This window comes from Ensifer sp. R-19 (assembly GCF_049905105.1).
Taxonomy (GTDB): domain Bacteria; phylum Pseudomonadota; class Alphaproteobacteria; order Rhizobiales; family Rhizobiaceae; genus Ensifer.
On the sequence record NZ_CP184570.1, the window covers coordinates 348,183 to 370,611 of the forward strand.

Annotated in this window: 20 protein-coding genes; 14 read left to right on the top strand and 6 right to left on the bottom strand. The window is 60.6% G+C overall.

Going from position 1 to position 22,429, the window contains the following annotated elements; all coding sequences use genetic code 11:
- Positions 1-374: 374 nt before the first annotated feature.
- Positions 375-1,859 carry a lipopolysaccharide biosynthesis protein gene (locus tag ACN9MO_RS21035; protein WP_425987613.1) on the bottom strand — a complete coding sequence of 495 codons (1,485 nt, stop codon included), beginning with the start codon at positions 1,857-1,859 and terminating at the stop codon, positions 375-377.
- Between the two features lie 122 nt (positions 1,860-1,981).
- On the opposite strand from ACN9MO_RS21035, the gene ACN9MO_RS21040 reads away from it, so the two are divergent.
- Both ACN9MO_RS21040 and ACN9MO_RS21045 read left to right on the top strand, forming a co-directional pair.
- Positions 1,982-2,947, top strand: coding sequence for a glycosyltransferase family 2 protein (locus ACN9MO_RS21040; RefSeq protein WP_058320941.1), 966 nt, complete (start codon positions 1,982-1,984; stop codon positions 2,945-2,947).
- A gap of 85 nt (positions 2,948-3,032) precedes the next feature.
- Positions 3,033-3,980 carry a polysaccharide pyruvyl transferase family protein gene (locus ACN9MO_RS21045; protein WP_057249482.1) on the top strand — a complete coding sequence of 316 codons (948 nt, stop codon included), beginning with the start codon at positions 3,033-3,035 and terminating at the stop codon, positions 3,978-3,980.
- A 42-nt stretch (positions 3,981-4,022) separates the two neighbouring features.
- On the opposite strand, the gene ACN9MO_RS21050 is transcribed toward ACN9MO_RS21045, so the two are convergent.
- Entirely contained in the window at positions 4,023-5,033 is a 1,011-nt protein-coding gene (locus tag ACN9MO_RS21050) for a glycosyltransferase family 2 protein (RefSeq protein ID WP_425987618.1), read from the bottom strand.
- Between the two features lie 224 nt (positions 5,034-5,257).
- A complete protein-coding gene (locus ACN9MO_RS21055) occupies positions 5,258-5,542 on the bottom strand; it encodes an exopolysaccharide production repressor protein (RefSeq protein ID WP_057249485.1) in 285 nt (94 codons plus the stop codon).
- A 733-nt stretch (positions 5,543-6,275) separates the two neighbouring features.
- On the opposite strand from ACN9MO_RS21055, the gene ACN9MO_RS21060 reads away from it, so the two are divergent.
- The 4 genes from ACN9MO_RS21060 (at position 6,276) to ACN9MO_RS21075 (ending at position 10,618) form a co-directional block, all read left to right on the top strand.
- The gene (locus ACN9MO_RS21060; RefSeq protein ID WP_057249486.1) at positions 6,276-6,956 is read left to right on the top strand and encodes a sugar transferase; all 681 of its coding nucleotides are present in this window, start codon (positions 6,276-6,278) and stop codon (positions 6,954-6,956) included.
- Positions 6,957-7,029: 73 nt separating this feature from the next.
- Complete coding sequence (locus ACN9MO_RS21065) at positions 7,030-8,301, top strand: polysaccharide biosynthesis/export family protein (protein WP_057249488.1); 1,272 nt, start codon at positions 7,030-7,032, stop codon at positions 8,299-8,301.
- 8 nt (positions 8,302-8,309) lie between these two features.
- Positions 8,310-9,593, top strand: coding sequence for an O-antigen ligase family protein (locus tag ACN9MO_RS21070; RefSeq protein WP_113737156.1), 1,284 nt, complete (start codon positions 8,310-8,312; stop codon positions 9,591-9,593).
- 23 nt (positions 9,594-9,616) lie between these two features.
- Positions 9,617-10,618 carry an acyltransferase family protein gene (locus tag ACN9MO_RS21075; protein ID WP_113737209.1) on the top strand — a complete coding sequence of 334 codons (1,002 nt, stop codon included), beginning with the start codon at positions 9,617-9,619 and terminating at the stop codon, positions 10,616-10,618.
- A gap of 47 nt (positions 10,619-10,665) precedes the next feature.
- Here ACN9MO_RS21075 and galE read toward each other — a convergent pair whose 3' ends face one another.
- Positions 10,666-11,652: a UDP-glucose 4-epimerase GalE gene (galE, locus tag ACN9MO_RS21080; protein ID WP_057249491.1), complete on the bottom strand. Its 987-nt coding sequence runs from the start codon at positions 11,650-11,652 to the stop codon at positions 10,666-10,668.
- Positions 11,653-11,985: 333 nt separating this feature from the next.
- Here galE and ACN9MO_RS21085 point away from each other — a divergent pair, with 333 nt between their 5' ends.
- The 7 genes from ACN9MO_RS21085 (at position 11,986) to ACN9MO_RS21115 (ending at position 19,508) form a co-directional block, all read left to right on the top strand.
- Positions 11,986-13,623, top strand: a complete 1,638-nt coding sequence (locus tag ACN9MO_RS21085) for a TIGR04028 family ABC transporter substrate-binding protein (protein ID WP_113737157.1) — start codon at positions 11,986-11,988, stop codon at positions 13,621-13,623.
- Between the two features lie 67 nt (positions 13,624-13,690).
- Complete coding sequence (locus tag ACN9MO_RS21090) at positions 13,691-14,635, top strand: ABC transporter permease (RefSeq protein WP_113737158.1); 945 nt, start codon at positions 13,691-13,693, stop codon at positions 14,633-14,635.
- On the top strand, positions 14,632-15,516 hold the full coding sequence (locus tag ACN9MO_RS21095; RefSeq protein ID WP_113737159.1) for an ABC transporter permease: 885 nt from the start codon (positions 14,632-14,634) through the stop codon (positions 15,514-15,516). The genes ACN9MO_RS21090 and ACN9MO_RS21095 overlap by 4 nt, the downstream gene beginning before the upstream one ends.
- Positions 15,513-17,150 carry an ABC transporter ATP-binding protein gene (locus ACN9MO_RS21100; RefSeq protein WP_113737160.1) on the top strand — a complete coding sequence of 546 codons (1,638 nt, stop codon included), beginning with the start codon at positions 15,513-15,515 and terminating at the stop codon, positions 17,148-17,150. Before ACN9MO_RS21095 ends, ACN9MO_RS21100 begins: the two co-directional genes overlap by 4 nt.
- A 29-nt stretch (positions 17,151-17,179) precedes the next feature.
- Complete coding sequence (locus tag ACN9MO_RS21105; RefSeq protein WP_112994953.1) at positions 17,180-18,226, top strand: putative FMN-dependent luciferase-like monooxygenase; 1,047 nt, start codon at positions 17,180-17,182, stop codon at positions 18,224-18,226.
- 39 nt (positions 18,227-18,265) lie between these two features.
- Positions 18,266-18,883 (top strand): CMD domain protein, encoded by a 618-nt coding sequence (locus tag ACN9MO_RS21110; protein ID WP_057249502.1) that lies wholly within the window; start codon positions 18,266-18,268, stop codon positions 18,881-18,883.
- Positions 18,884-18,905: 22 nt separating this feature from the next.
- A complete protein-coding gene (locus ACN9MO_RS21115) occupies positions 18,906-19,508 on the top strand; it encodes an alkylhydroperoxidase domain protein (protein WP_112994952.1) in 603 nt (200 codons plus the stop codon).
- A gap of 97 nt (positions 19,509-19,605) precedes the next feature.
- Here ACN9MO_RS21115 and ACN9MO_RS21120 read toward each other — a convergent pair whose 3' ends face one another.
- Positions 19,606-20,667: a porin gene (locus ACN9MO_RS21120; RefSeq protein WP_112994951.1), complete on the bottom strand. Its 1,062-nt coding sequence runs from the start codon at positions 20,665-20,667 to the stop codon at positions 19,606-19,608.
- Between the two features lie 712 nt (positions 20,668-21,379).
- On the opposite strand from ACN9MO_RS21120, the gene ACN9MO_RS21125 reads away from it, so the two are divergent.
- On the top strand, positions 21,380-21,715 hold the full coding sequence (locus ACN9MO_RS21125; RefSeq protein ID WP_425987628.1) for a hypothetical protein: 336 nt from the start codon (positions 21,380-21,382) through the stop codon (positions 21,713-21,715).
- A 122-nt stretch (positions 21,716-21,837) separates the two neighbouring features.
- Here ACN9MO_RS21125 and ACN9MO_RS21130 read toward each other — a convergent pair whose 3' ends face one another.
- Entirely contained in the window at positions 21,838-22,248 is a 411-nt protein-coding gene (locus ACN9MO_RS21130; RefSeq protein ID WP_057249508.1) for a DUF983 domain-containing protein, read from the bottom strand.
- Positions 22,249-22,429 lie beyond the last annotated feature (181 nt).

Here is a 22,429-nt window from a genome sequence, read left to right on the forward strand (position 1 = left end):
CAGGCGACCGTTTCAACAGAGCAGACCAGAGCCCGCATTCATTGTGCTAAAGGCTAGGCCCGGGCACGGATGAAAATATGGCGCTGCAATAAACGAATCGGCCGTACTTTGTTGCAATGCAGCATCCGATGTTCAATAATTTCTAGGAAGATTTACCCATTTGCGCGCCGGCGTCGGGAATAAAGCCTATGCATAGGGCATTTACGGAATATTATCAGCCGCTTATTTGCTGATGCTTTTACTAGTGTTTGGTGTCGCTAGTCGCGGTAAAATTGTGCTGGTTTTCTCTCTTGTCACGCGACAAATGGCCAATACGGACCCGAGCCGAGCCGAAATGCGGCGAGGATGAGGCAGTTTCCGGCTCTTGAAATCGGTTATTCAGCCGCCGCGGGCACACCAGGCGATGCGTTGCGCTTGCGGATCATGCCGTAGAGTTTCGCCAACAACGGGCGCTCGACGAGCAACATCAGCGCGAGATAAATCAAGCCACCGATTGCCGTGCCAATCAGCACCTGGAGAACCGCGCTCGGTATCAGCGCGCCATAGAAGTCCAGCAAGAGCCTGACGGCAACCGCCATCACGAACGCCGCGATCATCGGCCTGATCGAGATCAGGAAGCCGCGCAAGAAAGGCAGGCGATCGGCCCGGAACACGACCCAGGAATAGCCGAGCAGCGTTGCCAGGTTGACGATGCAGAGCGCAATCATCGCTTCAACAAGTGAGCCGCCCATTGCCCCGTAGGCGACCGCCGCGGTCGTCACGACGGCGCGGATGACTGCCCACCAGAAGAGGACTGTCCCCTGGCCGATGCCCTTCAGGTAGGGGACGTAGGTGCTGCAGGGCGTCAAAAGTCCCTTTGACAGCGCAAGCAAACCAAGGACCGGCCAGGCGGCCGCCCATTGCTGGCCGAATAGCACCAGCATCGCCGGTTCGGCGAGCGCCCAAAGGCCAAACATCATCGGTGCCAACAGCACGGTGGTGACCCGCGTGCTCAACATCAACGCTTGAGACCGCCGCTGGCGATCCTCGCCCATATGGCTGAAGGCGGGAAAGAGAACGCCCATGACCGCCGAAAGCACGATCTGGTTGGGAATGCTGGAGAAACGGTTCGCCGCCGAATAGGCACCGGCGTCCGAAAGGCCGAGATACCGGCTGATCACCACCATTGGCGATTGGAAAGTGACGAAATTGGCAATCTCCGACCCCATCATGCCGAAACTGAACCGACTGAGCGTCAGCACGCGGCGTGGGGAAAAGACGAGCCGGGGCACATAGCCGGACACGGTATAGAGGCCGGCAAGGCGGATGAATGCGGAGACGAAAAGCTGCGCCAGCAGCGACCAAACGCCGAAGCCAAGCACTGCTGTGCCGACGGCAACAAGCGCCCCGACGGTCTCGGAGACCATGGTCCAGACCGCATCCTTGCTGAAATTCATCCGCCTTGCGAGGAGAGAATAGGCGACGTCTCCGCCAAGCTGCAGCGGGATCAGCACGCTCATGATCCGAATCAGGTACCCCGCTTCGGGTGCCCCGAGCAGGCTTGCCAATGGATCGGCGAAGACGAAAAGTGCAAGCGCCATCAGCAGCGCGACCGCGAGATTGGCCCAGAAAGCGGAGTGGATGAGCTCCATGTCTTCGTCGCGCTGAATGATAAGCGCGGAGGCGAGACCAGCACCGCCGATCATCGCCAAAAACTGGACGACAGTGAGTGCAACGGCCACCGTCCCGAACTCTTCCGGCGTCAGGATACGCGCAAGAATCGGCACGGTGACAAATTTCAGCCCGAAAGTACCTGTCTTTGAAAGGACGCTCCAGCCGACATTCCGTGTCACGGACTTGGCATTTACGGTTGAGGGCATAGCGAGCATCCTATGATGCCTTTGAAGGATTTCCGACAAAGGACTAGGGCTAGATGAAAGGCCGCGACCCGGTGGGAGGAGACCACGCAAGACTCTTTTAGAGAAACCGCAGGGGCAAAAAGATGGCGAAGCTGACTGTTATTATTCCGTACTACCAGAAGGAACCGGGTATTCTTCGGCGGGCGCTTGCCTCCGTCTTTGCCCAGACGTTTCAGGACTTCCACGTTCTGGTGATAGACGATTGCTCCCCCTATTCGATAGATGAGGAGTTGGAGCCGTTAAGTGAGCAGGAACGAGCGCGACTGACCGTGATAAGCCAGCCCAACAAGGGGCCTGGCGGCGCACGCAACACCGGACTGGACCATGTTCCCGGCGATTCCGAGTTCGTGGCATTCCTCGATTCTGACGATGAATGGACCCCGGATCATCTGAAGAATGCCTATGAAAGCATGAGCCGCTTCAGTGCCGACTGCTATTGGGCGTCGATCACCGGCGGCGAGGCGTTCTATTACCATTTCGATGTTGCCGAGCTGACGGAAAGCCACAGCGTCGTCAGACTGCAGGAAGCGCCGCTGGTCGTCGAAGTTCCTGACCTTACCAATGTGATGCTCAGAAACTGGAGCTTCCTGCATCTCTCCTGCATGGTGATCGGGCGCAGCCTTTTCGAGACGGTCCGCTTCGATGCGGCGCTGAGACTGGCGGCCGAGGACGTCTTGTTCTTCTGCGACTGCATTCTTGCCGCCAAACGCGTCGTGCTTTGTGATGAAGCTGGCGCCGAGCGCGGCGAGGGCATCAACATCTTTCACTCGATCGACAACGATTCGCCGCAGTTCCTGCAGCAGCAGTTCAACACATTCGTTGCTCTGGAAACGCTCGAGGGCCGGTTCTCACGCAAGCCTGCGGCAATCGCCTCGATCCGGTCCTATCAACATACGGCACGGCGGCAGGCGCTGTGGAGCCAGGCGCGTCGGCTCAAGCGACGCAAGTCACCGCAATTCCGCCTGTTGGCGCGTTGGGTCCTGCGTGATCCAAGGCTCTTGCAAAGCGCGCTGGAACTCGCCGTCGGCAAGTTTTCTCGCGCGCATTGATCGAAGCACTCCTTCGAGGAGGAAGAACAAGACCGCCTGGCGCGGCATCCGGACGTATCCAGCATTTTGAAAGAAGGGACTGCCCATGAACCCCTACTACTGGGAATCTCAGCACGGTAATTTTGGCGACGACCTCAATCTTTGGCTTTGGGATTTCCTGCTGCCTGGGTTCCGCGACGCTCACGAGGAAATCCTGCTGGTGGGGGTCGGCACCGTGCTCAACCGTGCACTTTTGCCTGACGGTGTCAGAAAGCTCGTTATCGGCAGCGGCTTCGGCTACGGCACCTTGCCAGACATGCGCGATCCGAAGGAATGGGATATCCGCTGTGTTCGAGGTCCGCTGACCGCCGGGAAGATCGGCATCGCGCCTGAACTGGGTATCGTCGATCCCGCCGTGATGGTCGCGGAGATGCCCGAGTTCCAAAACCTGCCGAAGCTCCACAAACGCAGTTTCGTTCCGCATTGGGAAAGCGCCATTGCCGGCATGTGGCCGGTCACCTGCGGTACCGTTGGCCTGCACTATATCGACCCGCGGGGCGAAGCCAAAAGCGTGATCCGCGAGATTGCCCAATCCGAACTCATCATCGCCGAATCGATGCATGGCGCCATTCTCGCAGACGCCTTTCGCGTGCCATGGGTGGCCGTCACCACGTCCGAGAGCATCAACAGCTTCAAGTGGAACGACTGGGCAAGCACCGTTGGCGTTCACTACCAGCCGCGCCACGTGCCGGTCTCGAGCCGTGCCGAAGCCATGATCAAGGGCGAGCGCTTCTGGGGTATGGGCTTCGAGGCACAGACGCTGGCTGATGTGCCGAACCTGCGCCCCGTCGATCACAATGTGATGGTGGCGGTGGCTGAGCCGAGACAGACCTTTTTGCGCAGCGCTGCCAAGCAGGTTCTCGCCGCCCCTTCGACGCTTGCACTTTGGCAGGCAATCCGGGCGGCGCCGCAATTGAGCAGCGACGGCCGACTTGCCGAGCGTAAGGACCGTTTTCTGGAGGCTCTTGCGGCCGTGCGTCGCGCGTATTTCTGACGATACGGCCACGGCACCCAGAAAGTGCCGTGGCCTAAATGACTACTGGCGACCGTCCGCAGTGGGGGAAAGCAGGTAACGCAACCCTCCGGAACCACCGAGCGCGGCCGGCGCATCCGAGTGAGGCTGTTTGAAGCGCTCGGTCTTGTCGGCAAGGATGCCGACCGTGACCGCAGGAACGGCATCGGGTTGGCGCAGGAGGTAGCCTATCGCGGCCGCCGCGCCGCGTTCTCTCTTCAGATCGAGAAAGTGCCGGTGCTGATAACGGTCCTTGATATGCCGCTCATGCCTTCGGATGGCGGCCGCAGCCTCGCTCTCCAATGTGTTTGCGGCCAGGATAATCCGGTCGGCCTCGTAGAGGCGCTTGAGATCCTCGGTGCGATGGCTGCCGCTCAATGAATTGCTGCGGACGGTGGCCGCATAACCACAACTGCGGATAACCTTGTAGCGCGCGCCCTTTGCCAGGGCGCGGAGATAGAGATCGTAATCCTCGCCCAATCGAAGCGTTTCCCGGTAGCTGATGGCGTGGCCCTCCAGGAAGTGGCGGCGCATCAGCGGCTTTAAAAACCCGACCTCGCCGCGCTTCACGCCGCGCCGGGAGATGTTGCCTTCAACGAAGTCGATCAGGCTGAGCAGGCGGGGCTGCGGTTGGAACTCATCGATCTTCTGGGCGACGTCGGTCGCTGCGGCCTCGTCGATGAAGGCGATGTTGTCGGCGATAAAGTCCCAATCGTCTTCCGCAAGCAGCCGACCGAGACGACCCGGCAGGAAGAAATCGTCCGCGTCGAGGATTGCAAGCACCGGTGAACGGCTGATCGAAATGGCATGGTTGCGGGCGGCCGAAGGCCCACGATTGCTTTCGAAGCGGACGATCGTCAGGCGCCCGCTCAGATCGTCGGCAGAGCGCGCGGCCGCCTCGGTGTCATCCGTCGAGCCATCGTCGATCACCACCACCTCGGCGCTTTCCGGTTCTGCCAGGGCCGATGCAACGGCTCGGGCAATGGTTGCGTCGGCATTCTTTGCGGCGATGATGACGCAGACGTCTGTGGTCATGAGGGCCTCCAGCATCGTGTCTAACAGGCAGCGCGCTTGTCTTTGCGAGCTCTGCGGTATTTCGGTTCCAGCGCGGCTCCGCTTCTTGGGTTAGCCGCAGCCACGCGACGTCGCCAGGATGGCAACGGCCGAACCATGCAGGGCGATCGTGTCGCAAACGCGTCAAATCTGAGATTTTCTCGAGTACCGCCGTGTGGTCCGCCGAGCGCGGAGACCAGCCTTGATCAGCGATTAAAGTGGCCGGGTCGATGGAGGCGGCGCGGCGCGGTGTTGGCGGCCGACTTGTCGTCGCCGGCCAATTGCGCCATCTCGGCGGCCTGTCTTTCCTTCTCCCGCGCCTTCTTCCACACCAGGTAAAGCACGGCGAAGAAATAGCCGACCTGCATCAGGACGGCGCATATGACGGTCTGGATAAGCGTCGACGCCAGCGAGCCGTTTAGGAAATAGGTAACGATCGCAAACACGGCCAAGGCGCCGAGCATGCTCACAAGAACGCGCGGTGCGTACATAGCGCTACCTCGCGCTCGGTTCTGTCGTCGATGTCGTCATCGGAGTTCGGCCTTTCCTCCTCAGGATTCCAATATATTGGCAGCGCCCTTTCGCTTCAACCGCCAAAAGCCCGCACCCTGCTGCCACTGTGCCTCCAAAGTCTTTATGTCGCGTTTAGAGCATTCGAATCAATTTGGCCGTTTTTCGATCCCGCATCGATTCGACCGTTGCGACTCCGTGGCAATCCAAAGGCAATTCCTCCACCATCCGGCGTCTTGTCGTGACCGCACCGCCCGCTGGTTGCTGTTTGGGCAACGATTGAGATCACCTTTTGTTACGAAATTAACTTTTGGTGTCCCGCCGCGCGTGCGGCGCAAAAACTTGCCGCATTGCAGCATTTCATCGGAAAGACTGACGCCTGCCAATTTTTATCGGCGCCAAGACACGTGCTTGCAGGTGAACGCAAACATAACAGATACAAAGATATATTCGCTTTTCGGAAACGTAGTTGCGCGCCAACAATACAATACACGAAAGCTCCGAACGTAAGACTTTATCGTCTCATAATATATCGGCTGGCTGGATGGAAATATTACATATCAGAAATCAGTGATATTCGTCATTTAGGCGCCTACCGGGTACCCGCCATTATTTCGCCCTCAAAAGACAAATTCTCACCACACACTCTTTCTTGAATAAGAGCGCTCCCTTTCGAGGGACCGACCAATCGCCAACCTAAATGGAGTTATCTCTATGAAGTCTGCGACCCGATCGGCCAGTTCGCCGTTTTTCAGTGCCGCAGAGACTGCAGCGCTCCCGCCCGTGGGTGGCATTTCGAAGCGAGGCTTCGATATCTTTGCCGCTTCACTGGCGCTCGTCTTTCTGAGCCCGCTCTTTTTGATGCTGGTTGCGCTCGTCAAGTTCTCCGACGGCGGCAGCATCTTTTATGGCCATCGCCGTATCGGTCATAACGGGAAGTCTTTCCGTTGCCTGAAGTTCCGTACAATGCGGCCGGACGGTGATCGGATTCTGCAAGAGTATCTTAGAAGCAATCCTGCGGCCTATGAGGAGTGGCGCGCGACGCGCAAGCTGCAGGATGACCCCAGGGTCACCGTCGTCGGCAGCGTTTTGCGCAAGCTGAGCCTCGACGAACTGCCGCAGCTCATCAACATCGTCCGCGGTGAAATGAGCATCGTCGGCCCGCGGCCGGTGGTGCAGGATGAGCTGGAGCTCTACGACCAAGCTGCTGTCTACTACCTGCAATCGCGCCCCGGTCTTACCGGCCTGTGGCAGATCAGCGGACGCAACGACGTTTCCTACGCGGCACGCGTCGCGTTCGATACCCATTATGTCCAGAACTGGTCCTTGCTGAGCGACTTCTCCATCGTCGTGAAGACCATTCCAGCCGTTTGCTTCTCGCGCGGCAGCTACTGACGGATCAGCGCCTTCGCACCCGCGCGACCGATAGGTCGACCGCGGGGTCGGCGTCTTTTAACGGGAACCTCATATGAACAAACACGCTCCGTCAGGGAAGTCCTGGATTTCCCGCAAGGTGTCTCGTTTCCTTCACCACACGGTCCTGGTTGCCGCGGTGGTCCTCGGCGCCACTCAAGCCGGCGCCGAGGAATATCAGCTTGGCACTATGGACAAGCTCAAGATTCGCGTCGCCGAGTGGCAAACCGCCGAAGGCGCTGTGCGCGATTGGTCGGTTGTCACTGGCGAATACACCGTCGGGCCGTCCGGCGCGCTGTCGTTGCCGTTCATCGGCGATCTGCCGGCGGCCGGCAAGACGACCACCGAGGTCGGAGAAGCGATCGGTGAGAAGATGCAGACCCTGTTCGGTCTACGCGATCGCCCGTCCGCCTCCGTCGAACTTGCACAATACCGCCCGCTTTACCTTTCGGGCGAAGTCGAAAAGCCTGGCGAATATCCCTTCGCACCCAATCTGACGGTGCTGAAGGCGATAAGCCTCGGCGGCGGATTGCGTCGCTCCGAAAGCGGGCAACGTTTCGCACGCGACTATATCAACGCTCACGGCGATTCGAGCGTGCAGACGGCCGAACGCAACCGGCTGCTGATCCGGCGAGCCAGGCTTCAGGCCGAGATTGCCGACAAGCAGGGCATCGAATTGCCGAAGGACCTTCAGGGCGTACCCGGCATCGACAAGCTTCTTGCAAACGAGACGGCCCTGATGAGCTCGCGCGACAGGAGGCAGAAGCTGCAACTGAAGTCGCTCGCCGACTTGAAGGCATTGCTGGAAAGCGAAATCCAGTCGCTGGCAAAGAAGTCGGAAACGCAGAACCGCCAGATGGAGCTCGCGGCGGAAGACCGCGAGAAGGTCGAGAGCCTGGCCGAAAAGGGGCTGGCGCTCAGCCAGCGCAAGCTCTCGCTGGAGCAACGGGTCGCCGAACTGCAATCTGCGTTGCTCGACATCGACACGGCCTCGCTCAAGGCGAAGCAGGATGTCAGCAAGGCGGCGCAGGACGAAACCAATCTTCGCAACGATTGGGATGCGCAGCTGGCGCAGGATCTCCAGAACACTGAAGCGGAACTCGACACGCTGCAGATCAAGCTCGGCACCAGCCGCGACCTGATGGCAGAAGCACTGCTGCAATCGGCGGAAGCGGCACAATCGAAGGACAATACGGCAGACGCCGCCATCGCCTATTCGATCATCCGCGAGCGTGACGGCAAGCCGACCGAGATCACTGCCGATGAAAACACGCCGGTGTTGCCGGGCGACGTGATCAAGGTTCAAGCCAACCTCGCGACGCAGTAGGATCGACCGTGAGAATTGCGAAGTCGAGCTTGATATCGCCTGATCGCAATGGTGCCTATGGCACCGTTGCGATTGCGCTGTCGTTCTTCGTCTTCGCCTATTCGTCTCGCTTCGGGCAGGCGTCGATCCTGCTTTACTACGGACTGTGGCTGCCGCTGGTGCTTGTCGATTACCGTCGCGTGCTCGGCAACTACGGCAGGCGTCTGTGGATCCTCGGCTTTGCCGTCTTTGCCTGTATGTCGGTCTTCTGGTCGGAGGCACCCTCGATGACGGCCCGCACCGGGATCCAATATCTGTCGCATGTCGTTTGCGCCCTGATCGCCATGAGGCTCATCGATATCAGAACGCTGACGCGCGGCGCGATCGCGGGCATCGGGATCGTGCTCGTCTATTCCCTGCTCTTTGGTGTCTACCATCTCGATCCGCTCGACGGCACATACAGCTTCGTCGGCGCCTTCGCCTCGAAGAACCAACTGGGTTTCTACGCCTCGCTCGGCATCTACTTCGCCTTCATTGCGCCTGTCGCTCTTGGGGAGCGACGCTTGTGGCTGCTGGCATCCGGCGCGCTCGGGCTGCTTGCGGCCTATTCGCTGCTCGCTTCGCAATCGGCCACGTCCGTCTTGACCAGCGCCGTGATCATCGGGCTCTGGCTTGGCATGCGCGTCGTCGGCCTGCTCTCGCCCGGCCACCGCAAGGGTCTGTTTCTTGCAGCTGTCATCTGTGGGGCGTTGGTTGCTGTCGCGGGCATCTATGGCGGCGGCGTCGATCTGGTGCTTGGTCTCTTCGGCAAGGATGCGACGCTGACCGGGCGCACCTATCTGTGGCAGCAGGGCATCGAAGCTGCCATGGCATCGCCGGTGGTCGGCGTCGGCTACCAGGCCTATTGGGTTCAGGGCTTCTCTGAGGCCGAACGCCTCTGGGAAGAATTCTTCATCTCGACGCGCTCGGGCTTCCATTTCCACAACACCTTCATCGAGGCGATCGTGGAAACAGGTGCAATCGGGCTTGTCCTGCTATCGGGCATTCTGCTGACGACCGTTCTCGGCCATATCAAGCGCCTCTTGACGGAGGACCACGATACCCAGTCCTCGGTGCTCTTCGGTATCGCGATGTTGCTGCTGGTGCGCTCTTTCGTCGAGATCGACATCATGAACCCCTACCACGTCGGGTCGTTCCTGCTCTATTTCGCCGCCGGCAAACTGACCTTGCAGCAACCCCGGCCGGAAGCGCGCTCGGCTGAGGTCCGCAGAGCGCGGGTCGTGCCGCAGGGTATGCCGCAGCTGAGGTACTGATGAGCCGGACCAACGGGGGCGCGATGACCACAATCTACGGGATCCAGTACCTGCGTGCCGTTGCAGCGCTCGGCGTTGTCGTCTTTCATGCGGCCGAGCGCACCGGGCATCATTTCGCGATCGGCGCTGCCGGCGTCGACATCTTCTTTGTCATCAGCGGTTTCATCATGTGGGTGATCAGCGAGCGCAAGCCAATGTCGCCGATCTCTTTCCTGCGTGACCGCGTTCAAAGGATCGCGCCGGTCTATTGGCTGGCGACAGCCGTCATGGTTCTTGGCGGCCTTGCCGGGCTTTTCCCCAATCTCGTTCTTAGCCCCACCCACGTGGTGGCGTCGCTTTTGTTTGTCCCAATGGCCTCTCCAAGCACCGGCGAGGTGTGGCCGGTGCTCGTCCAAGGCTGGACGCTGAACTACGAGATGTTCTTCTACGCCGTCTTCGCCTTGACCCTCTTGCTGCCGCGGTCGCGTCGATTGCTGGCGATCACCGCATGCTTCCTGCTGCTGGTCGGCTTGGGTTTTGCCATCGACAGCGACAATGCGCTGCTGGCCACCTATACGCGGCCGATCATCCTCGAATTCGTGGCCGGTATGATCATAGCCGAACTGTGGCTACGGGACAGGGTACCGGGAAGCAATGCCGGCATGGCGCTCGTTGCAATCGCGATCTCAGGTTTTTCGGCGCTAGCCGTGTTTCGGTTGCCCTTCGACGAGTTCGTGCTTGGGCCCTTGGCCGTCATGCTTGTCGTCGGCACCTTGGCGCTCGAAAGTCGTGGCTGGTTTCGCCCGCGTGGATTGCCGATGCTTCTCGGCGATGCGTCCTATTCCATCTATCTCTGGCACACCTTCGCCATATCGGTTGTGGTGAAGATCTGTGCCAGGGCGGGTGTCGACCTCGCTCTATCGGCGTTCCTCGCCGTCGTATCGGGAACTGCATTGGGCGTCGCCGCCTATCTGCTTCTCGAAAAGCCGCTGACGCGACGTTTGCGCTCGCGGATCGTACCGAGGCCGTTGCGGCAGGCGGCGTAAGTCCTTTCGGTGCGGCGCCTGAAACGCCGCACCGGTTCAGCAATTCATCAGGCGCCCTGGTTGCGGCGCGAATGCCAGTTCCAGGCGGTGCGGGTGATATCCGACAGATCGTATTGCGGGACCCAGCCGAGAATGTCGCGTGCCTTGTCGTTGTTGGCGACGAGCGTCGTGGAATCGCCCTCGCGACGCTCGACCCGGTCGATATTGAACTCGCGGCCGGAGACATCGGCGATCGCCGTCAAAAGCTCCTTGACGGTCGTGCCCGTACCCGTGCCGAGATTGAGCTCGACGCTGTCGCCGCCGGCCAGCAGGTATTCGACGGCGCGCACATGCGCGTCGGCCAGATCAAGCACGTGGATATAGTCGCGCACGCAGGTGCCGTCGCGCGTGTCGTAGTCCGTGCCGAAGATCTTGAAGCTTTGCCGGCGGCCAAGGGCAGCGTCGATCGCAAGCGGGATCGCGTGCGTTTCGGGCTCGTGCCACTCGCCGATGCGGCCTTCCGGATCGGCGCCCGCGGCGTTGAAGTAGCGAAGGATCACCGAACGAAGACCCTTGTACTGGCCATAGTCCTTCAGTGCCTGCTCGCACACCCATTTTGTCCGGCCGTAGGGGTTGATCGGCGCCTGGCGGTGCTGCTCGTCGATCGGCACGCTTTCCGGCAGGCCGTAGGTGGCGCAGGTCGATGAGAAGACGAAGGCCTCGACACCGGCGGCGAGCGCGGCCGAAAGCAGGGTGAGGGTGCCGATGACGTTGTTGTCGTAGAAGGAGACCGGATCCTTGACTGATTCACCGACCTCGATCATCGCGGCAAAATGCAGGATGGCGCGCGGCTTGTGGCGGGCGAGCACCTCGTCGAGCCGCTGGCGGTCACGGATATCGCCTTTTTCGAGCACGCCCCATTTCACGAATTCCTCGTGACCGTTCGACAGGTTGTCATAGACGACGGGTTCGAACCCCTTGTTGGCAAGTTCGAGGCACGTGTGCGAGCCGATATAGCCGGCACCGCCGACGACGAGGACTTTGTTGCTTTCCATGATGCTTTTCGATCCCTGGGAGGTTCAAAGGAATTGCCGAGTTTTTTCAACGGATAATGACAGGCTTGTCAATGCCGGCCGCAATCAAGCACGTGTCCATGTCGCGTGTGTGGCGGGTGGGCACAGGGCGGCTTTTCCACAAAGACGAGATGCTCGGTGCATGTCGAGATCGACGTGAATTTGCACGCCGGGGACAATTATCTCAGCCTTGCCTGCGAGCGAGATGCTTCTTTCCCATCCGTCGAAACATATAGCATATTAATTTACTAGATTTAATTGATAATGGCGCTGGCAGTCGTACCATAGCCTTCGGATTTTCGAAGGAAGGCTCTCATGACGACGAAACTGAAACGGCTTGCGCTCACCCTCGCGACGCTCGCGGCGACCGGCCTGACCCACGTGGGTGCCCACGCCGAAGGCACGGAGCCGGTAAAAGGCGGGACGCTGATCTATCTGGAGCAGCAAGCCCATACCAATCTCTATCCCCCGGCAGGCGGCTTTTATCCGAACGGCGGTATCCTCAATCAGATCACCGACAAGCTGACCTATCAGAACCCCAAGACGCTTGAGATCGAACCGTGGATCGCCGAATCCTGGACGGTCAATGCTGATGCGACCGAATACACGTTCAAGATCCGCCCGGGCGTCACTTTTTCCGACGGCACGCCACTCGACGCGGCGGCCGTCGCCAAGAATTACGATGTGTTCGGTCTTGGCAACAAAGCACTGAAGCACCCCGTTTCCGAAGTCATCAACAACTATGAGCGCAGCGAAGTCGTCGACCCGCTGACCGTCAAATTCTATTTCAAGCGACCTTCGCCGGGCTTCCTGCAGGGAACATCCGTTATTGGCTCCGGGCTTGTCGCCGCCAGCACACTCGCGCTTCCCTTCGAAGAGCTTGGCGATGCGACCAAGATCATCGGCTCCGGTCCCTTCGTGGTCGAGAGCGAGACGATTGGCAAGGAGCTGAACCTCAAGGCGCGCGAAGAGTATGTTTGGGGTCCCGCGAAGCTCGAGCACCAGGGCCGCGCCTATCTCGATGGCATCACCTATATCATCACCGGCGAAGACAGCGTGCGCATCGGTGCGCTGCTTGCGGGCCAGGCGGATTTTATCCGCCAGGTCCAAGCCTATGACGAGAGCCAGGTCGAGGCGCAGGACTATCAGATCTACGCACCATCGACACGCGGCGTGAACAACAGCGTCGTTTTCCGGCCGGACAATCCGCTCGTGGCCGACATCAAGGTGCGCCAGGCGCTGCTGCACGCGACCGATGCCAAGGAAATTGTCACGACGCTGTTCTCGGCAAACTATCCGCAGGCGACCTCTATCATCGCGTCCTCTGCGCTCGGCTACAAGGATATCTCGGCAAAGCTCGCTTTTGATCCGCAGAAAGCCAAGGCGCTGCTCGACGAGGCCGGCTGGTCGGTCGGATCCAACGGCCTGCGCCAGAAGGACGGCAAGGAACTTGTGCTGACCGCTTACGAATCTCTGCCGCAACCGCAGAACAAGGAGACGCTGCAACTGGTCGCCCAGCAATGGGGCAAGGTTGGCGTGAAGCTTAACGTTCTTGCCGGCGATAGTGGCAGCAGGACGGTCGACGATCTCGATCCGCTGAAGACGCCCGTTTCACCGGCGATGGTTGGTCGCGCCGACCCCGACGTGATCAAGAGCCAGTACTACCCGAAGAACCGCGACGTGCTGCGCCAGAAGGGTGGCCTCAGCGACAAGGTCCAGAGCTTCGTCGACGATAAGCTGAACGGCCTGCTCGACTCCCTGGCCTCCGAGCCGGACCGTGCAAAGCGCCTCGCGATCGCCGGCGAGATCCAGGATTACGTCGTGGACCAGGCCTATGCGATCCCGATCTTCGAGGAACCACAGGCCTACGCCGGCGCCCCTTACGTCCAGGGCGTCGCCTTCGAGGCAGTCGGTCGTCCGAGCTTCTACAGCACCTGGCTCGCCGAGCATTGATTGACATGCGGCCACCGCGTTCGCGGTGGCCGCCACTCCCCGAAATTCGCGTGCAGAGGATTGGATCATGTCCGCCTATTTGCTCAATCGCGTCGGACAGGCGCTCTTCGTCCTGTGGGCCGCATTCACGATCTCCTTCGTGCTGCTGCAGGCGATGCCCGGCGATGCGATCCTCATCAAGTTCCAGAACCCCGATCTTGGACTGACCGCGCAACAGGTCGCCGAAATCCGGGCGTCCTATGCCGCCGACAGCCCGGTTCTCGTTCAGTACGTGCAGACGATCGGCAAATTCCTGACCGGCGACTTCGGCTACTCCGTTCAGGCGGGCGTTCCGGTCAGCAGCTTGCTCGCAGCCCATCTGCCGGCAACGTTGAAACTCGCCACGCTTGGCTTCCTCCTTGCCTCCGTGCTGGCGATCCTCATCGCCTTCCTCTCAAGTCTGACGCCGTTCACCTGGCTGCGCGGAGTGCTGCAATCCGTTCCTTCGCTCTTCATCTCGATCCCCACCTTTTGGCTTGGGATCATGTTGATCCAGATCTTTTCCTTCCGCCTGAAGCTCGTTCCGGTCATCAATCCCGGCCCCTGGCAGGAACTGATCCTGCCCGTCTTCACGCTCGCGGTGCCGATTTCTGCACCGCTCGCCCAGGTGCTTGTGCGCAACATCGACGACGTGATGACGCGGCCCTTCGTCGGCGTCGCCCGTGCCAAAGGCGCGAACCGTCACTGGATTCTCTGGCGGCATGTGGCGAAGAATGCGCTCCTCCCGACACTGACCATTGCGGGCGTGCTCTTCGGTGAACTGATCGCCGGGGCCGTGGTGACGGAAACCGTCTTCGGGCTCAACGGCATCGGCGGCCTTACCGAACGGGCCGTCGGCAGCCAGGATGCCGCCGTCCTCCAGGCCATCGTCGTGCTCTCAGCGCTCGCATTCGTGATCATCAATCTTGTCGTGGACCTGCTCTATCCTGTGCTCGATCCGCGCCTCAGGACAAAAGTCGGAGTTGCCGCATGACCACCTTCGATACGCTTCACGACGACATCGCTGCGGATGCAATGCGGCAGACCCAAGGACGGCGCTCTCGCGTGGCCTCGACGTTACGCCGCGTGCCTCCGGGACTGGCCTTGTCCTGGTTCATCCTGGCGACGGTTTTCCTCTGGGCAGTCGCCCCCTCGCTCTTCACAGGCTACAACCCGCTCGAGGGCGTGGGTGGCGCGCAGTTGAAGCGCCCCAGCGCAGAACATCTGCTCGGGACCGATGCTCTCGGACGCGACCTCTACGCGCGCATCGTCCATGGTGCCGTGCATTCGCTGACGGGTGCCTTTGTCGCCGTTGGCCTCGGTCTTATCGTGGGCACCGGGCTCGGCGTGGTCGCCGGCTCCGTCCGGCGTCGCTTTGATGACGCGATCATGCGGCTTGTCGATGTTTTCCTGTCGATCCCGCCATTGCTGCTTTCGCTCAGCATCATCATCCTGCTCGGCTTCGGCACGGTGAATGCGGCTATTGCCGTCGGCGTCACCTCGGTCGCGGGCTTCGCCAGACTGGCCCGGGCCGAAGTCGTGCGTGTACGCCGCAGTGACTATGTCGAGGCGGCCTTCGGCAGCGGCGGCACGTTTGCATCGGTGCTTTGGCGGCACATCCTGCCGAACTCGCTCACTTCAGTTCTCGCCTTCGCATCGCTGCAGTTCGGCTCGGCGGTCCTGCAAATCTCGACACTCGGATTTCTCGGCTATGGCGCGCCACCGCCGACGCCCGAATGGGGCCTGCTGATCGCAGAAGGCCGCAACTACATCTCGACGGCCTGGTGGCTGACGACAGCGCCCGGCGTCGTGGTCGTTCTGGTCGTATTGGCCGCCAATCGGGTCAGCCAATCTTTCGGAAAGGCCGCAGCATGACCGTGTTCCCTCAGCAGGTGTCGCCCGTTCTCGAAGTCGAGGCACTATGCATCGCCTATGGTGATGGAACTGCGGAACGACGCGCCGTCCACGATGTTTCCTTCAGCATCAATCCTGGCGAAGTCGTTGCCCTTGTTGGCGAATCCGGCTCCGGCAAGACCACCACGGCGCAGTCGATCATCGGTCTGCTCGCTCAGAATGGTCGCGTCGAACGCGGTGGCATCAAGCTCAACGGAACCGACATTGCCCGATGGACCGATCGGCAACTGGAAACGGTACGTGGCGCCAGGATCAGCCTGGTGCCGCAGGATCCGGGAAACTCTCTTAACCCGGTCAAGACCATCGGCGCGCAGGTGGGCGAGATCTTCCGGATCCACGGTGCGCTGCGCCCTGACGAGATCGACGATCGCGTCATTTCCCTGCTTGCCCGTGTGGGCCTGAGCGAGCCGGCATTGCGGGCGCGGCAATATCCACACGAACTGTCGGGTGGCATGCGCCAGCGCGTGCTGATCGCGATCGCCATTGCCCTGAAACCGCAGTTGATCATCGCCGATGAGCCGACGAGTGCGCTCGACGTCACGGTGCAGAAACGCATTCTCGATCTGATCGATGAACTGCGAGTCGAGTACGGCACTGCCGTACTTCTCGTGACCCACGATCTCAGCGTCGCCGCCGACCGCGCTGATCGCATAGTCGTTCTTAAGGACGGGCGAATTCAGGAACAAGGCGCAGCCAGCGTCGTTCTCGCCGCCCCGCGCAGCCCTTACACACGACAACTGCTTGCGGCTGCACCGTCTTTCGCAAGCCCCGTGTCCAGGCCGGGGGCCAGTTGGGCAGCATCAGGGGTTCACGACGATATTGTCGTCGTCGACGGTCTTGTTCGCGAATTTGCGGGCGAGGGCAAAAGCCGGTTTCGCGCGGTCGACGATCTGAGCTTTCGTGTCCGTCGCGGGTCGACCCACGCGATCGTTGGTGAGTCCGGTTCGGGAAAGACGACGACCATCAGAAGTATCGTTGGCTTCGACAAACCGACCGCTGGGCGGATCGAAATCGACGGAACAGATCTCTCCCGTCTTGTCGGGGAGGATCTCCGGCAGTTCCGGCGCAAGATCCAGTTCGTCTACCAGAACCCCTACGGATCGCTCGACCCACGCCAAAGCATCCTGCAAATCGTGGCAGAGCCCCTGCTCAATTTCAGCCGACTCAAGCGCAGCGATCGCGAGGAGAAGGCGAGGGCGATACTCTCCCGGGTCGGGCTGCCCGAAGACGCGTTTTCGCGACGACCACACGCGCTGTCCGGTGGCCAGCGCCAGCGGGTCGCGATCGCCAGGGCACTTGTGCTCGATCCTCAGGTTCTGGTGCTGGACGAAGCGGTATCCGCTCTGGATGTGAGCGTCCAGGCGCGCATTCTCGCCCTGCTCCAGGAACTGCAGAGCGATCTCGGCCTGACCTACCTCTTCGTGTCCCACGACCTCGCCGTGGTGCGCCAGATCTCCGACACCGTTTCCGTCCTGAGAGATGGGCGCCTCGTCGATGGTGGGGTGGTTTCTGACGTCTTCGAACATCCAAGCGGCGACTACACCCGCGAGCTGATCAACGCCATCCCCGGGCAAAGCCCCCGGGCCGCTGCCTGATGCGGCGGGAATTATGAACAGGACTGACCATGACACAGACCACCCCACGCAAGCGCCTTGGCTTTTTCACACGTGTGCTCGACGACGTTCCCGCCGGCACCCGCTATTACTACGCCAAGGAGCAGATCGTGACCGCCGAGCGCTTCGGCTTCGATACCGCCTGGGTGGCGCAGCATCACTTCCATGCTGATGAAGGCGGTCTGCCCGCGCCTCTTGTTTTCCTCGCTCATGTAGCAGCCGAAACGACGCGCATCCGCCTCGGCACGGGCGTCATCACCCTGCCGCTCGAAAACCCGATCCGGGTGGCGGAAGACGCAGCGGTTTTCGATTTGCTTTCCGGGGGCCGCCTGGAGGTCGGATTCGGCACAGGCGGAACGCCGTCGTCCTTCACCGCCTTCGGCCTTGAAAGCGCCGAGCGTGGTGCGGTCTTTGGTCGGCATCTCCAAACCGTGCTTGATGCCTGGGCCGGCCGAGCGCTTGCCGGCGGGGATCGTCTCTATCCCGCAGCGCCGCAACTGCTCGATCGCACCTGGCAGGCAACCTTCTCGGTCGCCGGCGGCGAGCGCGCCGGTCGCGCTGGCGACGGTCTGATGCTGTCGCGCACGCAGCCGCGGCCGCAGGACAAGCCGAACGCCTCGTTGGCGGAACTACAGAACCCGATCATCGACGCCTATCTGCATGCGCTTCCCTCCGGTCGCGCGCCCCGCATCCTCGGGTCCCGCAGCCTGTTTGTCGCCGATAGCCGTGCTGAAGCGCTGCGCCTGGCGGAGATCGGGCTGAACCGCGGTGCAGAACGCTTGATCGCCGCCGGCCACAAGGTTGCCGGCAACTCCCTTGCCGATCTGATCGCCGCATTCGACGTCCATGTCGGATCGGTGGACGACGTCATCGAAAGCCTCAGCCGCGACGAGACCCTGGAGCGCGTCACCGACCTCGTGTTCCAGGTTCACTCCGTCGATCCGCCGCACCCTTTGATCCTTCGTTCGATCGAATTGATCGCGACCAAGGTTGCGCCAGCGCTCGGCTGGTCGCCGCAGGAGAAGTTCCACGCGCGCCGGTTTGGTGCCGTCGGTTGAGACTGAGCGCCGATTTCACCCAGTAGAGGAGACAAAGCCATGACCCAAGTGTCACCAGACATCATCGATCTGCTCGCGGGCATCACCCCGGGATCGAGCCTCGACAGCATACGCGCCCAACGACCGGAAACGCGAGAACAGGCGCAGCAAAGCTATCTCGCGCTTTTTCGACCCAAGGCACCCGGCGACGTCTCCCTGGCGGAGCGGCAGACAATTGCGAGCTTCATCGCCGGACTTCACCGTCAACCGGATATCTATGAATTCTACGTCAATCCCCTGGAGGAAAGCGGTACGGATCGCTGGCTTGTCGAGGTATTGAAGGCGGAGATTGGGTCAGGGCAGGCGACGGGTCCCTACGGCGATTACCCCGAGGGGCCCTTGAGCGTCGAGAACAAGGCGGGTCTGCTTTATCGCGTCTCGGACACAAACCGCGACGTGCTCGGCGAAAAGCTCTCAGCGGCGCTGGAACATGCCCATCTGCTCGTCTTCCGCCCGCGCGAGGCCAGCCCGCAAGCGCTGCAGGCGCTGCTCGACGCCGGCTGGACGACAGATGGCATCGTCACGCTGTCGCAACTCGTCTCGTTTGTCGCGTTCCAGATCCGGGTGATCGCCGGGCTCAGCCTGCTTTCCGCCGCATCGAAACGTGCCGCCGCATAAGACGTCGAGAGGAACCGCGACAATGACTGAAGTTGCCATCACACCGGGCGTAGAAAATCCTCCTGTAACCTTCACCCAGGCCGAAATCGGCTGGACGCCGTGGCTCCAGCCCTTGGCGGAGGACGATCTGACCGATCGACACCTCCGCGGGCTTGTCGAAGCGGCGCGCGCAAAGTCTCCCTATTTTCGCCTGCTGGTACGCGATCCGGAGGTACTGGAGGCACGTACGAAGACGGACAAGGACATCTTCTACAATACCCGCACGGGCTTGCCACGCGCGGAGCGCGAACTCGCGGCCACGGCCGCCTCGCGTTCAAATGGCTGCATCTTCTGCGCATCGGTCCACGCGCGCTTCGCGTCTCATCATTCGAATCGAGGCGACGATGTGCAAAAGCTGTTGGATGAGGGTGTCGGTGCCGACCTTGGCGAGCGATGGAATGCAATCGTTGCCGCCTCCGTCGCGCTGACTGCGACACCGCCCGCCTTCGGCGACGAGCATGTCGCACGCTTGGCTGCGGCCGGCCTTGATGAATTGGAAATCGCCGATGTGATCCACGGCGCCGCGTTCTTCAACTGGGCGAACCGTCTGATGCTTTCGCTGGGCGAGCCAACCCCAGCCAATTGATCAGCGCCGGATTCGGCGGCTGACGTATTTCGCTGGCAATAAGAAAGCCCGCAACCTCGGCAGAGGTTGCGGGCCATTGCATCCGATGGTGGTCGGATTAGAAGTTGCGCTGCAGACGGACGAAGCCCTTGACCTGCTCGTCGGCATTGTCCTTGTCTTCGTACTGAACGGAGATGCGGGTCGCCAGACCTTCGGTGATCGCGTAGTCGAGCGTTACGCCAGCGCGCCACATGTCGTCGTCACCGAAATCGGTGAACGAGGTCTGCAGGCTATCCCAGTACTGGACACCGGGGGTGATCTTCAGCTTGTCGGTGGCCTTGAAGGCGTACGACGCTGCAACGGACCACTCGGAAGCCTTCCAGTAGGTGTTCGGGTTCGAAGCCCAGATGCCGGCAAGCTGGAAGGTGCCCGGTCCGAGGTCTGCCGAGAGCAGGCCGCGGATTGCGCCTTCTTCCCACTCGGTGTCGTAGCCGCCGAGCAAGTCGAACGAAACGCCGCCGACTGAAGCCGAAACGATACCGGAGATGCCGATGCCGTTTGCCTTGGTGGACCAGCCTTCGAGCTCGTCGACCGAGATACCGGCCTGGAACGAACCGCCGTCGTAGAGGTAGGCGACCGAGTTGAATTCGGTGACGTTGCCGAGCGTGTCGGTTTCGCCGTTGATACCCTTATCCCACCAGTTGTAGAAGAAACCGGCCTTCAGGCCGCCGAGCTGGATGTAGGCTTCATCAACGTCGATGAAGTCGCTATCGCCAGAATCGGTGTCGTTGTCGGCGTTGAACTCAGCAGCGAAGAAGCCGGTGAGCGTGCCATACTCGGTGTCGCTCTTGGCGTCGAACGAGATGTAAGCGCGCGAGAAGGCATCCCAGTCCGAGGTGGAATAGTTCGGGCCGCCGTTGCCGAGGAAGTCATGCTTCGCCTGGTTGTAACGGCTGGTCGAAGCGTCACTACCGAACGAGGTCTGGAAACGGATGAAGCCGCCGATCTTGAGGCAGGTTTCGGTGCCCGGGATGTAGAAGTAGCCAGTGCCGAAAGCGTCGCAAACGCGAACATATTCCATGGGCTCCGGCTCGGCTGCGACGATTGCGTCAGCTGCCTGGGCGCCGGAGACTGCTGCGAGGGCAGCAGCGGAGCCGAGAAGAAGACTTTTGATATTCATACGGACGATCTCTCTAATGGTTTTCAAGGTCAACAAGGCCCGACCCTGGTGTCCCCCAGAGAATTATCGGCTACCTCGCTCGCGCTGCGACGAAATGAACCGGCCACGATGACTCGCGGCGGGCAGCGGCGACACCGCTATCATCGCCAAACGACAGCTTTGTAACAATTTTGTTTCGAATCTTCGGAGAACTTCTTTGATATATAGTGTGGCACAATAGTCACTATCACGTGTTTCTAAAATAAAAATGACCGCTTATAGATAGTAATGAATCCGAATGATATTTTGACGGCGAGGAACTATTGACAACAATCCCTCGTAAAAACTTCATACACTACACATTGACGGTTTGGTTTCTCTATTTTACCTAGTGCCGGCCTTTGAGAAGAGAGGCTTCCGGTGAAGAGCGCCGTCAACGATCAACGGTTGGCGGCGCCATTAGTTTTTTTGGGGTTTTTCTACTCTGGGAGGCGACCGACCGTTCGCGATCAGTGCTGCAGCGACCCACACGCAACGCCTCTAAAAGCTGCTTAGAAGGGAACCGCTGCGCTGACGCTCCGGCGCGCTCCTGATGGTCGCGACTTGCTTGACGAAATGAAACCAATGATTGTAATTCCTCCTAGGACACAGGCCCGCAAGGCGATCCAGCCTGCACGGTCCCATCGGAGATTTCGGCATGAATCGATGTGCATTCCTCATCGCCGCGGCAGTCATGTCGCTCTCGGATGCATCTTCATCTTTCGCAGCAAAGGCGACCACGGCAGTAACGGTCATTGCTTATTCTTGCGAACAAGGTCCGGTTACCATTGCCTATGCGAAGAAGAAGAGCGGTGAGGAGTCCGTGCTGGCGGAACTTGCGGGCAAAACCGTCCGAATGTGGCGCCTCACCGACCGCTCCGAGGAGATGTATGTGTCTCCGCACGGTGACGGAGGCAGTTACCGTTGGCGGATTGGGGACGAGTTCGGGGCATTGACTTGGCTTGGCCCGGAGGCGGATGCCAAGGAGAAGGTTCTGTTCGACCAGTGCCGCGCTGTATCGAACAGGTGATCGGCCTTCCTGGCGGATGCGGGCGGACGGTATCTGCCGCCTGACAAGGCGCGCCGCCACCTGAAGACGGTCGCCGCACTATCGGCGACCGGTAGCCACGTTCTCGCAGTGAAGCGCGGTCATTACTGCGTTGTCGCAACCGGCGGATCCGCACTTCGCCTGACGACCTTGCCCTCCTCGGCCTTGTAGAAGAACTGGCTTGAGACGAGCCATCCCTTCAAGGGTCGAAGCGGTGGAATACATGTCAGCAGCATGAACGGGCCGGTGACCAGCAGATGCACCCAGAGCGGCGCGCTATACTGAACCTCGAGCCAGACGCCAAGAAGCACGCTTGGCACACAGGCAAAACAGATGACGAAGAAGGCGGGGCCATCGGCTGGATCTGCGAAAGAATAGTCGAGACCGCAGACTTCGCACTCCTTGCGCATCTTCAGGAACCCCTGGAAGAGGTGTCCTTGTCCGCAGCGCGGGCAACGGCCGCGCAGACCGGTCTGCATGGGTGGGATGGGTGGCCATTCGTGATCCGAAGACATTGTCGTTCCTTTCAGGCGTCTCGTCCGGCGCATCCTGATGTTCGCCGATGTTGCCTGGTATGCGGCCAGCCATTCCTAGGCGCCGCCTCAGGTCCGGAGGATTAAGCGCCCGAAAGCATACATTGTCAAATTATTGTATGCATACATTGCTGCGACAATTTCGCCCGCCAGCAGCACCGTT

Excerpts from the sequence above, each read along its gene's own strand:
- ACN9MO_RS21035 (WP_425987613.1), bottom strand. The coding sequence starts at position 1,859 with ATGCCCTCAACCGTAAATGCCAAGTCCGTGACACGGAATGTCGGCTGG.
- ACN9MO_RS21040 (WP_058320941.1), top strand. The coding sequence starts at position 1,982 with ATGGCGAAGCTGACTGTTATTATTCCGTACTACCAGAAGGAACCGGGT.
- ACN9MO_RS21045 (WP_057249482.1), top strand. The coding sequence starts at position 3,033 with ATGAACCCCTACTACTGGGAATCTCAGCACGGTAATTTTGGCGACGAC.
- ACN9MO_RS21050 (WP_425987618.1), bottom strand. The coding sequence starts at position 5,033 with ATGACCACAGACGTCTGCGTCATCATCGCCGCAAAGAATGCCGACGCA.
- ACN9MO_RS21055 (WP_057249485.1), bottom strand. The coding sequence starts at position 5,542 with ATGTACGCACCGCGCGTTCTTGTGAGCATGCTCGGCGCCTTGGCCGTG.
- ACN9MO_RS21060 (WP_057249486.1), top strand. The coding sequence starts at position 6,276 with ATGAAGTCTGCGACCCGATCGGCCAGTTCGCCGTTTTTCAGTGCCGCA.
- ACN9MO_RS21065 (WP_057249488.1), top strand. The coding sequence starts at position 7,030 with ATGAACAAACACGCTCCGTCAGGGAAGTCCTGGATTTCCCGCAAGGTG.
- ACN9MO_RS21075 (WP_113737209.1), top strand. The coding sequence starts at position 9,617 with ATGACCACAATCTACGGGATCCAGTACCTGCGTGCCGTTGCAGCGCTC.
- galE (WP_057249491.1), bottom strand. The coding sequence starts at position 11,652 with ATGGAAAGCAACAAAGTCCTCGTCGTCGGCGGTGCCGGCTATATCGGC.
- ACN9MO_RS21085 (WP_113737157.1), top strand. The coding sequence starts at position 11,986 with ATGACGACGAAACTGAAACGGCTTGCGCTCACCCTCGCGACGCTCGCG.
- ACN9MO_RS21090 (WP_113737158.1), top strand. The coding sequence starts at position 13,691 with ATGTCCGCCTATTTGCTCAATCGCGTCGGACAGGCGCTCTTCGTCCTG.
- ACN9MO_RS21095 (WP_113737159.1), top strand. The coding sequence starts at position 14,632 with ATGACCACCTTCGATACGCTTCACGACGACATCGCTGCGGATGCAATG.
- ACN9MO_RS21100 (WP_113737160.1), top strand. The coding sequence starts at position 15,513 with ATGACCGTGTTCCCTCAGCAGGTGTCGCCCGTTCTCGAAGTCGAGGCA.
- ACN9MO_RS21105 (WP_112994953.1), top strand. The coding sequence starts at position 17,180 with ATGACACAGACCACCCCACGCAAGCGCCTTGGCTTTTTCACACGTGTG.
- ACN9MO_RS21110 (WP_057249502.1), top strand. The coding sequence starts at position 18,266 with ATGACCCAAGTGTCACCAGACATCATCGATCTGCTCGCGGGCATCACC.
- ACN9MO_RS21115 (WP_112994952.1), top strand. The coding sequence starts at position 18,906 with ATGACTGAAGTTGCCATCACACCGGGCGTAGAAAATCCTCCTGTAACC.
- ACN9MO_RS21120 (WP_112994951.1), bottom strand. The coding sequence starts at position 20,667 with ATGAATATCAAAAGTCTTCTTCTCGGCTCCGCTGCTGCCCTCGCAGCA.
- ACN9MO_RS21125 (WP_425987628.1), top strand. The coding sequence starts at position 21,380 with ATGTCGCTCTCGGATGCATCTTCATCTTTCGCAGCAAAGGCGACCACG.
- ACN9MO_RS21130 (WP_057249508.1), bottom strand. The coding sequence starts at position 22,248 with ATGTCTTCGGATCACGAATGGCCACCCATCCCACCCATGCAGACCGGT.